At 71.3% G+C, this 12,436-nt stretch carries 14 protein-coding genes and 1 pseudogene; 13 read left to right on the top strand and 2 right to left on the bottom strand.

The annotated features are described in order from the left end of the window. Positions 1–10 precede the first annotated feature (10 nt). The 13 genes and pseudogenes from thiD to HK415_RS21850 all read left to right on the top strand — a co-directional run bounded on the left by thiD (position 11) and on the right by HK415_RS21850 (position 10,460). Positions 11–847, top strand: a complete 837-nt coding sequence (gene thiD, locus HK415_RS21795) for a bifunctional hydroxymethylpyrimidine kinase/phosphomethylpyrimidine kinase (protein WP_171562832.1) — start codon at positions 11–13, stop codon at positions 845–847. Continuing rightward, entirely contained in the window at positions 847–1,923 is a 1,077-nt protein-coding gene (locus HK415_RS21800) for a LuxE/PaaK family acyltransferase (protein WP_171562834.1), read from the top strand. Before thiD ends, HK415_RS21800 begins: the two co-directional genes overlap by 1 nt. After that, positions 1,920–3,389 (top strand): acyl-CoA reductase, encoded by a 1,470-nt coding sequence (locus tag HK415_RS21805; RefSeq protein WP_171562836.1) that lies wholly within the window; start codon positions 1,920–1,922, stop codon positions 3,387–3,389. The genes HK415_RS21800 and HK415_RS21805 overlap by 4 nt, the downstream gene beginning before the upstream one ends. Positions 3,390–3,394: 5 nt before the next feature. Next, positions 3,395–4,135, top strand: coding sequence for an ABC transporter ATP-binding protein (locus HK415_RS21810; RefSeq protein WP_171563598.1), 741 nt, complete (start codon positions 3,395–3,397; stop codon positions 4,133–4,135). Next, positions 4,132–4,899 carry an ABC transporter permease gene (locus tag HK415_RS21815; RefSeq protein ID WP_171562838.1) on the top strand — a complete coding sequence of 256 codons (768 nt, stop codon included), beginning with the start codon at positions 4,132–4,134 and terminating at the stop codon, positions 4,897–4,899. The genes HK415_RS21810 and HK415_RS21815 overlap by 4 nt, the downstream gene beginning before the upstream one ends. Positions 4,900–4,912: 13 nt before the next feature. Next, positions 4,913–5,041, top strand: a complete 129-nt coding sequence (locus tag HK415_RS26695; protein WP_309246790.1) for a hypothetical protein — start codon at positions 4,913–4,915, stop codon at positions 5,039–5,041. Continuing rightward, a pseudogene (locus HK415_RS21820) lies at positions 4,999–5,916 on the top strand (ABC transporter substrate-binding protein); the annotation flags it as partial. The gene HK415_RS26695 and the pseudogene HK415_RS21820, both read left to right, overlap by 43 nt. Continuing rightward, on the top strand, positions 5,913–6,680 hold the full coding sequence (locus HK415_RS21825) for an SDR family oxidoreductase (RefSeq protein WP_171562841.1): 768 nt from the start codon (positions 5,913–5,915) through the stop codon (positions 6,678–6,680). The pseudogene HK415_RS21820 and the gene HK415_RS21825, both read left to right, overlap by 4 nt. Then, positions 6,677–7,714, top strand: coding sequence for a thiamine phosphate synthase (locus tag HK415_RS21830; RefSeq protein ID WP_171562844.1), 1,038 nt, complete (start codon positions 6,677–6,679; stop codon positions 7,712–7,714). Before HK415_RS21825 ends, HK415_RS21830 begins: the two co-directional genes overlap by 4 nt. Before the next feature lie 20 nt (positions 7,715–7,734). Beyond that, the gene (locus tag HK415_RS21835) at positions 7,735–8,226 is read left to right on the top strand and encodes a tripartite tricarboxylate transporter substrate-binding protein (RefSeq protein WP_171562847.1); all 492 of its coding nucleotides are present in this window, start codon (positions 7,735–7,737) and stop codon (positions 8,224–8,226) included. Beyond that, a complete protein-coding gene (locus HK415_RS21840; RefSeq protein ID WP_171562850.1) occupies positions 8,151–8,714 on the top strand; it encodes a Bug family tripartite tricarboxylate transporter substrate binding protein in 564 nt (187 codons plus the stop codon). The genes HK415_RS21835 and HK415_RS21840 overlap by 76 nt, the downstream gene beginning before the upstream one ends. A 4-nt stretch (positions 8,715–8,718) precedes the next feature. Further along, positions 8,719–9,366: a phosphatase PAP2 family protein gene (locus HK415_RS21845; protein WP_171562853.1), complete on the top strand. Its 648-nt coding sequence runs from the start codon at positions 8,719–8,721 to the stop codon at positions 9,364–9,366. After that, positions 9,363–10,460: a 6-bladed beta-propeller gene (locus HK415_RS21850; RefSeq protein WP_171562856.1), complete on the top strand. Its 1,098-nt coding sequence runs from the start codon at positions 9,363–9,365 to the stop codon at positions 10,458–10,460. The genes HK415_RS21845 and HK415_RS21850 overlap by 4 nt, the downstream gene beginning before the upstream one ends. 54 nt (positions 10,461–10,514) lie before the next feature. On the opposite strand, the gene HK415_RS26700 is transcribed toward HK415_RS21850, so the two are convergent. Both HK415_RS26700 and HK415_RS21860 read right to left on the bottom strand, forming a co-directional pair. Then, the gene (locus tag HK415_RS26700; RefSeq protein WP_216369854.1) at positions 10,515–10,823 is read right to left on the bottom strand and encodes a cytochrome c3 family protein; all 309 of its coding nucleotides are present in this window, start codon (positions 10,821–10,823) and stop codon (positions 10,515–10,517) included. 864 nt (positions 10,824–11,687) lie between these two features. Next, positions 11,688–12,428: a glutathione S-transferase gene (locus HK415_RS21860; protein WP_171562859.1), complete on the bottom strand. Its 741-nt coding sequence runs from the start codon at positions 12,426–12,428 to the stop codon at positions 11,688–11,690. Positions 12,429–12,436: the final 8 nt, after the last annotated feature.

The following is a 12,436-nucleotide window of genomic DNA, read 5'->3' on the forward strand; positions in this document are numbered from 1 at the left end:
AGGAGCCCCCGTGACCCGCACCGCTTTCCGCTACCCCCGCGTCCTGTCCATCGCAGGCTCCGACTCGGGCGGCGGCGCCGGCATCCAGGCCGACCTCAAGACCTTCGCCGCGCTCGGCTGCTTCGGCATGACCGCGATCACCGCGCTCACCGCGCAGAACACGCTGGGCGTGCGCTCCATCCACGCCGTGCCGCTGCAGATCCTGGCCGACCAGGTCGATGCGGTGGTGGAGGACATCGGCGTCGATGCCGTCAAGATCGGCATGCTGCACTCCGCCGACACCGTGCGCACCGTCGCCGCGGCACTCAAGCGCCACGGCCTGCGCAAGGTCGTGCTGGACCCGGTGATGATCGCCACCAGCGGCGCCAAGCTGATCGACGACGCGGCCATCGATGTCCTCGTGCGCGAACTGTTCCCGCTGGCGACCGTCGTCACGCCCAACCTGGACGAAGCGGCCCTGCTGGTCGGCCGGCCGCTGCACAGCGAAGCGGACATGGAAGCCGCGGCCCGTCATCTCATCGAGCGCGGCGCCAACGCGGTGCTGCTGAAAGGCGGCCACCTCGCCGGCGAAACCGTCAGCGACCTGCTGCTGGTCCGCGGTGCATCGCCCGCGTGGATGCGCGCGCCACGCATCGCCAGCCCCAACACGCACGGCACCGGCTGCACCCTGTCCAGCGCGATCGCCAGCCATCTCGCGCTCGGCGCCGAACTCCCCGTGGCCGTCGACCATGCCCGCGCCTTCGTGCGCGGCGCGCTCGAAGCCGGTGCCCGCGTGCGCACGGGCGGCGGCAGCGGGCCGCTGAACCACGGGTTCGCGCCGCAAGCCATGCACCTGAAGCCGCTGTGATGGACCAGGAAATCATCGCCACGCTGCTGGACTTCCTGGCGCAGGACGGCTGCACGGACGCGCAGTTCGACGCGCTCGCGCTGCAGCTGTTCGCGCGCCAGCACGCGGGCAACGCCGCCTGCCGAAAGTTCTGCCAGCTGCGCGGCGCCACGCCGCGCACCGTGAAAAGCTGGCGCGAGATCCCGGCGGTGCCGATCAGTGCCTTCAAGGAAGTGACGCTCAGCTGCGCGCCGGCCGATAGCGCCCAGCGCGTGTTCATGACCAGCGGCACCACCCGCGGCGATGTCAAGGGCAGGCATTACCACCCGACGCTGGCGGTGTACGACGCTTCCATGACGCGCAACTTCGCGCGCCGCTTCATGCAGGGCACACAACGCCTGCGCATGGCGGTCCTGTTCCCGAGCGAGCGCGAAATGCCGAACTCCTCGCTCGCGCACTACCTCGCGCTGGCGGTCGAACACTTCGGCGCCCCCGGCAGCGACTGGTACGTCACCCCGCAGGGGATGCAGACGGAGCGCCTGTGCGCGATGCTGCGCGCGGCGGAAAAGAGCGACGAGCCCTGCGCGCTGCTGGGCGCCAGCTACGCCTTCGTGCACCTGATGGACGCGCTGCTGGAACGCGGCGAGAGCTTCCGGCTGCCCGCGGGCAGCCGCATCCTCGACACCGGCGGCTACAAGGGCCACTCGCGCGAGCTGCCGCTGGAGGCCTTCTACGCGGGCCTGGCCGCCAGCTTCGGCGTGCCGCGCGAGCGCTGCATCAACATGTACGGCATGACCGAGCTGAGCACGCAGCTCTACGACGACGGCAACGCGCTCGCGCCTTCGGTCAAGTCCGGTCCGCACTGGATCCGCTCGCGCCTGGTGGACCCGCTCACCGGCCGCGAGGTGCCGCGCGGCGAACGCGGCGTGCTGGTGCATTGCGACCTGGCCAACTTCAATTCGGTGACCAGCATCCTGACCGAGGACGTCGGCGTCGCGGCGGACGGCGGCTTCCTGCTGCTCGGTCGCGCGGAGGGCGCGCAGGCCAAGGGCTGCTCGCTCGCCGTCGAGGAATTCCTGCGGGCGAGCCGGCCATGAGCACGCCCTGGACTGCCGGCCACCTGCCCGGCCTCGCCGAGGACGAGGTGGGGTGGCACACGCTCTCCTTCGGCGAAGGTGCGCGTGCGCTCGACGTGCGCGTGCCCGTGCTGACGCCCGAGCAACTCAGCGCGCTGGCGCAGCGCGTGAAGGACGCCAGCGCGGGCCACCTCAAGCGCCTGCCGGTCTCGCACATCGTGCAGATCGTGGACGAGGCGGTGGCCCGCCTGTTGGATCCGCGCGATCCCTACCGCCAGGAGGCCGAGCGCCTGCTGCCGGTGGTGAGCGGTTACGACGCGGCCATGGTGCGCCTGGGGCTCACCGGTTTCCTGCAGACCTTCCGCGCGCCGCAGCTGCACCGCTTCGTCGCCGAGGACTTCGCCAATCCCAAGGTGCTGGACGAATTCCAGCCGGCGGTGAAGGGCGGCTTCGTGCGCGCCTTCGGCCCGGACCTGCTGGTGCACAGCTGGGCGGGCAACGTGCCGGCGCTGCCGCTGTGGAGCCTGGCCTGCGGGCTGCTGGTCAAGGCCGGCAGCATCGGCAAGCTGCCCAGCGCCGAGCCGGTGTTCGCCAGCCTGTTCGCGCGCCTGCTGGCCGAAGTGCATCCGCCGCTGGCCGAATGCCTGGCCATCGTCTGGTGGAAGGGCGGCGACGCCGCCAGCGCCGGTGCGTTGTTCGCCGAAGCGGACACGGTGCTCGCCTATGGCGGCAACGATGCGATCGCGCAGGTGCGCGCGCAGGTGCCGGTCACCGCGCGCTTCCTGGGCTACGGGCACAAGCTCGGCTTCGGGCTGGTGTCCAAGGCGGCCCTCGACACGCAGCGGGCGCCGGGCATCGCGCGGCTGGCCGCGCACGACATAGCCCGCTACGAGCAGCAGGGCTGCTACTCGCCGCACCAGTTCTACGTCGAGCGCGGCGGCAAGGTGGACGCGCGCGCCTTCGCGCAGTACCTCGCCGCCGAACTGGCGAACCTGCAGCACCGCCATCCGCGGCGCGCGCTGGCGCTGGAGGAATCCGCCTCGGTCTCCGGCTGGCGCCAGGGCGCCGAGCTGCGCGCGCTGGCAGCGGAGGGTCACGAATTGCTCGGCACGGAGGACAGCGCCTGGAGCGTCGCCTTCAGCGAGCAGCCGCAACCGCTCGCGCCCACCGCCGGCGGCCGCAGCATCCTGGTCAGCGCCGTCGACCACCTGGACGACGTGGTGCCGCTGGTGGCGCCGCACGCCCGCTTCCTGCAGACGGCGGGCATCGCCGCCGAACCGCAGGAGCTGTTCCGCCTGGCCGAAGCGCTGGGCCGCGCGGGCGTCACCCGCATCTGCGCGCTCGGCGCCATGACCGCGCCGGAAGCGGGCTGGCACCACGACGGCCGCTTCAACCTCGCCGACCTGGTGCGCATGGTGGAGATCGAGCAGTCCGCCGAGCGCGCCGCCGACCGGCTGGCACCTTATGCGCAGGAGGAGAAACCGTGAGTGTCCTGTCGCTGCAGCAGGTCCGCTTCGCCTTTCCCGGCTGGGGGCCGACCGTGGATGGTGTCGACCTCGAAGTGGAGCAGGGCGCCTTCCACTGCCTGGTGGGACGCAGCGGCTGCGGCAAGACCACGCTGCTGAAGCTCGCGGCCGGCCTGCTGGTGCCGGACAGCGGGCGCGTCGTCTTCCACGGCCGCACCCACGACGCGATCGGCCCCGGCATCGGCTTCGTGTTCCAGTCGCCCAACCTGCTGGAGTGGCACCGCGTCATCGACAACGTGCTGCTGCCGGTCTCGCTGCACCACCGGCCGACGGAGGCAGAACGCGCGCAGGCCCTGCAGCTGCTCGACCAGCTGGGCTTGGCCGCGCACGCGCAGAAATACCCGCGCCAGCTCTCCGGCGGCCAGCAAAGCCGCGTGGCATTGGCGCGCGCGCTGATCCTGCAGCCGGCGCTCTTGCTGCTGGACGAACCCTTCGCCGCACTGGACGCCATCACGCGCGAGGAGTTGCAGCGCGACCTGCTGCAGATGTGTCGCGACCGGCGCACCAGCGTGCTGTTCGTCACGCACGACATCGCCGAGGCCGTGTACCTGGCCGACCGCGTGGACGTGATCGATGCCGGCCGCATCGCGCAGGAGATCTCGATCGCGCTGCCCGCGCGCACGGGGGCCACGCGGTACAGCGCGGCGTTCGTGCAGTACTGCGCGCAGGTGCGTGCCGCCCTGCACCTGGAAGCGGTGGACGCATGAAGCGCCACGAGTTGCCCCTGCGCCTCGGCTCGCTGCTGCTCGCGGCGGGCCTGCTGCTGGCCTGGGAGGCCGCCTGCCGCACGCTGCGCCTGTCGGCGCTGGTGCTGCCGCCGCCGTCGGCGGTGGCGCAGTCGCTCTGGCAAGGGCTGGCCAGCGGCTACTTCTGGCCGCACCTGCGCACCACGGTGGTCGAACTGCTGCTGGGCGTGACCCTCGGCTGCACCGTCGGCTTCCTCGCCGGCATCCTGCTGGGCGAGCACGCGCTGCTGCGCCGCCTGCTGATGCCCTACGTGGTGGCCAGCCAGGTGATCCCCAAGCTGGCGCTCGCGCCGCTGTTCGTGCTCTGGTTCGGGTTCGGCATGGCGCCCACCGTGGTGATCACGGCGCTGATCTGCTTCTTCCCGCTGATGGAGAACACGCTCACCGCCTTGCAGCAGGTCGCGCCCGAGCGGCTGGAACTGTTCCGCATGCTGGGCGCCACGCGCGCGCAGACGCTGTGGCGGCTGAAGCTGCCTTCGGGGCTGCCTGCCATCCTCGCGGGCTTGCGCGTCGCCGTGGTGCTGGCGCTGGTCGGCGCCGTGGTCGGCGAGTTCATTGCCGCCAGCAAGGGCCTGGGCGCGCTGGTGATCGCCTCGCAGGGCACCATGGACACCTCGCTGATGTTCGCCGTGCTGGTGCTGATCGCACTGCTCGGCATGCTCGTCTACCAGGCCACGCTGCTGCTCGAGCGCTGGCTGCTGCTCCCCTTCACCCGCACCACCTGAGAGAGGACTCCCCATGCACACCATCGCCCGACGCCAGCTGCTGGCCGCGCTGCTCGCCACCCCTTCGCAAGCTGGGCGCAGCAGGGCACCCGCCTCGACCGCATCGTGGTGGCGGGCTGGAGCAAGCCCATCACCGAGGTGACGCCGCTGCTTGTGGAGGAGGACAAGGGCTTCTACAAGGCGCAGGGCATCGCGCTGGAATACGTGCCGGGCGCAGGCAGCGCGGACGCCATCCGCAACATCCTCAGCGGCCAGGCCGACGTCGCCTTCGCCGACCCGGGCTCCTTCTTCTCCGCGCTGGACAAGGGCGAGAAGCTGCGCGCGATCTACGACATCTATCCGCAGAACGTGTTCAACGTGGTGTCGCTCAAGGGCAGCGGCATCACGAAACCTTCGGACCTGAAGGGCAAGAAGATCGGCGTGTACAGCCTGGCCAGCGGCACGCGCCAGGCGCTGCAGGTGCTGCTGCACACGGCGGGCCTGTCCGAGTCCGACGTGACCGTGGTGGTCACCGGCCTGCTGAATTTCGCGCCGCTGATGCAGGGGCAGGTGGACGCCACTGCGGCCACCGACACCGGTTTGCTGATCGGCCGCCGCCGCGGGCTGCCCGAGGTCAACGTGATCGAGGTGGGCCAGTACCTGCCGGCGTCGAGCGACCTGTTCGTGGTCACCGAGGACGTGTATGCGAAGAAGCGCGCGGCGCTGCAGCGCTTCCTGCGCGGCTACCGCGACGCGGCGGCCTGGATGATCGCGCGGCCCGAGGAGGCTGCGCAGCTCGCTGTCAAGCGTGCCATCGACGGCAGCGACCCGGCACTGAACCTGGAGATCATCAAGCTGCGCAACGCCGCCAGCGTGTCCGAGCTCACCCGCCGCAGCGGCCTGGGCACCATGGACGTCGCCTCGCTGCAGGCGGCGGCCGACACCTACCGCAAGCTGGGGCTGCTGCAGAAGCCGCTCGACGTGGCCAAGGTGGTGAGCCAGGACCTGCTGCCCGGCCGGCGCGGAGAACCGGGATGAACTTCGCGGGCAAGGTGGTGCTGGTCACCGGCGCCAGCCGCGGCATAGGCGCGGCGATCGCGCGGGCCTTCGCGGCGGAGCAGGCGACCGTGGCCGTCAACTACCTGCGCAACGGCGAGGCCGCCAACGAGGTCGTGCAGGAATGCCGGCTCGCGGGCGGCGATGCCTTCGCGGTGCAGGCCGACGTCACGCAGCCGGCGGAAGTCGCGCGGCTGGTGGAGCGCACCGTGGACGAGGCCGGCCGCATCGACGTGCTGGTCAACAACGCCTTCCGGCCCTATGCCTTCGACCCCGAGCAGCGCACGACCTTCGGCGAGCTGACCTGGGCCGACTACGAGGCGCAGTTCACGGGTTCGGTCGGCGCCGCCTACAACCTCTGCCGCGCGGTGCTGCCGCACTTCCGCCAGCGCGCCCAGGGCAGCATCGTCAACATCGTGAGCAACCTGGTGCAGAACCCCGTGGTGCCCTATCACGACTACACGACCGCCAAGTCGGCGCTGGTGGGCTTCAGCCGCAACCTGGCCGCCGAGCTCGGCCCGCTGGGCGTGCGCGTGAACTGCGTGGCGCCCGGGCTGGTCTATCCCACCGAGGGCAGCGGCGGCACGCGCGCGCAGTTCCGCGACCAGCTGATGGCGGCGACGCCGCTGCGGCGCCTCGCACGCCCGGAAGACGTCGCCGGGCCGGTCCTCTTCCTCGCCTCGCCCTGGAGCGGTTTCGTCACGGGGCAGGTGCTGTTCGTCGATGGCGGTCTGGTGATGCAATGAACGACAGTCAACTGGTGATCTCTTCCCTGGCCGAGGCGCAGCAGCGCGCCGGCACCGCTGGCGATGCACCCGCAGTGGCCCGCGCGCTGCGTGCCGGCGGTGCAAGCGCCGTGGTCATCGCCGATGCGCGCGAGGGCATGGACTGGGTCGATACCGAACACGCGCGCGGCTGGCTGGCCGGCACGCCCCAGTCGCCGGACGTCTTCAGCACGGCGATGCAGCGCACGCTGGCGCAGGGCTTCGTGCCGGCCGACGCGGCCATCGTCGCGAAGATGGTGGATCCCTATGCGCTGCCGCTGTTCTCCTGGGGCGAGGCACCGCCCGCGCGCCCGCCCTGCCGGCAGCCGCCGGAGCGCCGCCTGGACCTCTATGCAATCGTCGACAGCGCCGAGCGCCTGCACCAGGTGCTGGCCGCCGGCGTGCGCACAGTGCAGCTGCGCATCAAGACGCCGCCCTCGCCGGACGCGGCTTGGCACGCGATGCTGCGCGACGAGGTGTGGCGCGCAGTGGACCACGCCGCCTCCTTCGGCGCGGAGCTGTTCGTCAACGACCACTGGCAGCTCGCACAGGAACTGGGTGCCACCGGCGTGCACCTGGGGCAGGAGGACCTGCTGGCGCTGGGCGACGCGGGCCGCGCGCGGCTGCTGGCCAGCGGCATGGCCCTGGGCGTGAGTTCGCACAGCCTGTGGGAGCTGTGCCGCGCGCGCTCGCTCTCGCCGCGCTACATCGCCTGCGGACCGGTGTGGCCCACGCTCACCAAGGACATGCCCTGGGTGCCGCAGGGCCTGGACAACCTCGCCTGGTGGTGCCGCGCCGCGGGCGCGCCAGTGACCGCCATCGGCGGCATCCTGGACGCGAGCGAAGTCGAGGCGGCCGCGAGCGCCGGCGCCGACGGCGTGTGCATCGTGCGCGGCCTCGGCCCCGATCCGCGCGCGACCCTTCCCACCTTCGAAGCCGCGCTGGCGAAGGGCCGCGGCCATCCGCTGGCGGACGTGCCGGCCTGGCCGCATCCCTCCCTGACGCCGCAGCGGTGAGCCGCACAGGAGCAGCATCGATGACCCCTCCTTCCTCCCTCACGCGGCGTGGCTTGGTCGCCGGCGCAGCGCTGTTCGCGCTCGGCGCACGTGCCCAGGCCCCCGCCTTCCGGCCGACGCGCCCGGTGAGGATCCTCTCGCCGCAGCAGGCCGGCGGCTCCACCGACGCGATCCTGCGGCCGCTCGCGCAGAAGCTGGCCGACCTGTGGGGCCAGCCCGTGCTGGTGGACAACCGTCCCGGCGGCGGCAGCATCATCGCCACGCAGGCGGTGGTGCAGGCGCCGCCCGACGGCCACACGCTGGGCCTGGCGATCAACTCGCTCACCATCAACCCGAGCCTGCGCGACGACCTGCCTTACGACACGCTGCAGGACCTGACGCCGATCACGCAGATCGGCAGCACCACGGTCGCACTGGTCGCGCATCCTCGCTGGGCGTGTCCACGCTGGCGGAGTACATCGCGCTCGCCAGGGCGAAGCCGGGAACCATCTCCTGGGCCTCGCTGGGCATAGGCACCGGCGGTCACATCACCGGTGAACTGCTGAAGAAGCGCGCCGGCCTGCAGGTGGTGCACGTCCCCTTCACCGGCAGCAGCGGCGCCTTCCGCGAACTCCTGCCGGGGCGCGTGCAGGCGGCCTTCGTCGTGCTCGACACCGCCGTGCCGCACATCCAGGCCGGCAACCTCAAGCTGCTGGCGGTGGCCGATCCGCGCCGCAACCGCCAGTTCCCGGCCGTGCCCACGCTCGACGAGAGCTATCCCGGCCTCGGCTACGACGGCATCTTCGGACTGGTCGGTCCGGCGCGCATGCCGGCGGAGATCGTGCAGCAGCTGTACACCGACATCGCCGGCGTGCTGAAGGACCCTGCCGTCCACCAGCAGCTGGAGCGGCAGCACATGGACGTGCTCGCGTCCACGCCGGCCGACTTCGCCGCCGCGATCCGGCGCGAGATCGCGCACTGGCGCAACGCGGTCAAGGAATCCGGCGCGCAGGTCAGCTGAAGCCATGGGGGATCGCGTTCGCCTCGCGCTGGTGCTGTTCTGCCTGGCGGTGCTCGGCCTGCTGGCCGTCCAGGTGCTGGTGCACGGGCCGATGATGGAACTGGACCAGGCCGCGAGCCACTGGTTCGCTACCCACCGGCATGCGCTGCTGACGCGCGCGATGCTGCTGGTGAGCGAGATGCACCGCACGGCGCAGGTGCTGGCCGCAGCCGCAGTGCTGGCGCTGGTGCTGCTGCGGCGCGGCCAGCAGCGCTCGGCGCTGGCCCTGCTGGCGGTGCCCACCGGCATGGTGCTCAACGTGGGGCTCAAGGAAAGCTTCCAGCGCATGCGGCCCATGCTCGACGACCCGCTGGTGCAACTGGCCACCTACAGCTTCCCGAGCGGGCATGCGGTCGCCTCCACGGTGTTCTACGGCATGGCCTGCGCCCTGGTCTTCACCCACGTGCGCTCGCGCGCCTGGCGGGCGCTGGCCGCATGCTTCGCGGTGGCCATGGTGCTGGTGGTGACCTTCAGCCGCGTGTACCTGGGTGCCCACTACCCCAGCGACGTGGTCGCGGGCGTCGCCGTGGGGACGATCTGTGTCGTGTTGTTCCTGCGGCTGCTGCCGCGCAGGGCGGCCGCGGGCACAGACGTTGCTCGACCGCCCCCATGAATCCGTTTTCCCACCGCCGCACCCTCCTTCTCGGCCTGGGCGGCTCCGCGCTGCTCGCCTCCTGCGCGGTCGCGCCGCCGCCCGCCAAGGACGAGGACGTGGGCGACCTGCTCTGGCCGATGCCGCCGGAGCTGCCCCGCTACGCCTGGGAGACCACGCTGCGCTCGGTCGCCGACGTGCAGAGCGAGACCAAGGACGAGGAATTCCGGCGCAGGATGCTGGGCACGTCCCGCGCGGAGATCCTGGCGGTGGAGAAGCCCTCCTGCATCGCCGCGCGCGACGGCCGCATCTACGTCGGCGACGGGGTGCGCCGCCACATCGTCGTGTTCGATGCCGCGCGCCGGCGCGTCTTCCAGTTCGGCATCCGCCCGCCGGGCACCCTGTCCAAGCCGGCAGCGATCGCCCTCGACCGCGACGGCCGCGTGTACGTGGCGGACACCACGCTGCGCCGGGTGTTCGTGTACGACGCCCTGGGCCTGCACCAGATCACCATCGGCACCCCCGCCGAACTGCAGCGGCCGACCGGCGTGGCGGTCAGCAGGGACGGCAGCCGCATCTACGTGATCGACCGCGCCGACAACGACAGCGACCTCCACCGCGTGCTGGTCTACGGCGCCGACGGCAAGCTGCTGCAGGAGATCGGCCGGCGCGGCAAGGGCGAGGGCGAGTTCAACGTGCCCGTGCAGGCCACCGTCACGCCGGACGGCAACCTGCACGTGCTGGACGCCGGCAACTTCCGCGTGCAGAGCTTCGATGCGCAGGGGCGCTACCTGCGCAGCTTCGGCCAGGTCGGCAACGGGCTGGGCCAGTTCGCCCGCCCGCGCGCGCTCACCTGCGACGACGCCGGCCGCCTGTACGTCACCGACGGCTCCTTCGGCAACGTGCAGATCTTCACCGACCGCGGCGAACTGCTCTTGACCATCGGCCGCGCCAGCACCCGCGACCGGCCGGGGCGCTATGGCCTCATCAGCGGCGTGGCGGTGGACAACACCGGCCGCATCTACGTGGCCGACCAGCTGTACCAGAAGGTGGACGTGATCCGGCCGGTCCCCGAAGCGGAAGGCAAGGCCCTGCAAGCAAAAGCGCGCGGCTGAACCGCGCGCTTTTCCCCCTCTCGCACCTCGCGCGCGTGGCGCGAGGCGCACTCCTCATTTGGTGTGGCAGGTCAGGCAGAGATCGCTGCCCGAGTTCGACACGCGCAGGAAGGTCGGCGTGAACTGGCTGCCGCGGCCGGCGCTCGGCACGCCGTGCGGGTCGTGGCAGGAAGCGCATTCGACCATGTAGCCCTCGCCGCTGTCGTACAGGCGCACTTCGGTGGTGTCGGGCGTCTGGTCGCCGTCGTTGTCGAACCAGCTGACGCCGGTGCGCGTCGCCGTGGGGCGCTTGAAGTCGGTGTTGGTGACCGGCGGGTAGCTCACGCCGACCGGATGGTCGTTGCGCAGGTCGGTGCCGATCACGAACCGGGCGTCCGTCCGTCGCACGCGAGCCGAGCGCGCCGGCGTTGCGCGAGTGGCAGGCGAGGCAACCCTCGTTGCCCGTGGTGAGGGCCATGTGCCCCGGAGCGTCCGCCAGGTTCCAGGTGTCGAGGAAGGCGTTGCTCTGCGCGGTCTTCTGGTCCTTGTTGTAGCCGCCCGAGCCCGGCATGTTGATCACCGAGTCGATCGCGACCTGGCCGTCATGGCAGGTCAGGCAGGCGATGGAATTCGGGCCCGGCTGGCGCACGGTCTGCGTGAGCGTGGTGGTGCCCAGCTCGTTGTAGGTCGTGTAGGTGGTCGCCTTGATGGTGCGGTTCCACAGCGGGATGGCAACGGCTTCGTTGGCGCCGTGCGGCGTGTGGCAGTAGACGCAGACTTCGCCGTAGTTGTTGCGGTACGGGTCCATGGCCGTGGACATCGTGCCCTGCGTCATGTTGTGCCGGGTGTTCCGGATCGAGTCCCGGTTGGTGAACTTCGTCGGCACGTCCCCGCCGCCCATGCCGCGGCGAACGACGCCGCCAGCAGAACCAGCATCACGACCTTCACCAGCCCCTTGCTTGCCAAGCCCATGCTGTCCCTCCGGAAAACTTTTTGGTAACACGGTGCTGCAACCCGCGTGCCGGAGGGCCCCGCCAGGTTTGCTTTGCGTCAAGGTTTGCGGACTTGGAGCCTGCGCAGCAGCGGCGCTTGACATGGCGCAGTCGCGGCCGGGGCCGGCGGAACGTGGCGGCCCGGGGCGCATCTGCGGCCACGGCGACGCCTTGTCTCCTGCAAGAGAGAAAGCGCCGCTGCCGCTTTCCTGATCTCGGGAACCGAACGTAACCAGTTGCTGCGCGCCGCCCCGCCTCAGGCGTCCAGTTCGGGGTAGTGGCGGAAGATGCCTTGCGTGTTGAACGGGATGCGCCGCTCGCTCGCCAGGTAGGCGGCCAGCCGGCGCTGGCGCGGCACGCCTTCATGCAGCGCGGCGACCAGCGGGGTCTTGCGCAGCGTGCGGCGCGTGGCCTTGGGCAGGGCATACAGCAGGCCGTCGACGACCTGGAACAGGGACAGGTCGGCATACGTGAGGCGGGCGCCGACCAGGCGCGGCACCTCGCGTTGCGCATTGCCGGCATTGCGTTGCAGCACCGCTTCGCACCAGCCCAGGAACTTTGGCAGCCGGGTGCGGCGGAAGTCTTCCGAGCGGCGCAGCGCTTCCTTCTTCTGGTCCTCGTAGTAGAGGCTGCTGGCGATGGGGTGGTGCAGCTCGTGCACCTCGGCCACCAGGTCGGCCAGCGTCAGCTGGACCTGGTGCAGCCACAGGCGGTCGGCTTCGCCCGCCGGCGCCAGCTTCAGGCGCGGTCCGAGGTACAGCAGGATGGCCGCGGTCTGGCCGATCACCTTCCTGCCGTCCACCAGGAAGGGACACGCGAAGGGCGGCCGCGCCACCGATGCATCTTCCAGGTAATGCAGCATCGCCGGCAGGCCGGCGCCCTCGTCCTCGTCGCCGCGCGCGACGTCCACGTAGGGCGCGCCGGCGGCTTCCAGCGCGAGCCGCACGAATTCGCCGCGGCCCTGGATGCCGGGCCAGTAGTGCAGTTCGTAGGCCATGCGCCAGC

It is taken from the genome of Ramlibacter montanisoli, assembly GCF_013087525.1.
Lineage (GTDB): Bacteria > Pseudomonadota > Gammaproteobacteria > Burkholderiales > Burkholderiaceae_C > Ramlibacter > Ramlibacter montanisoli.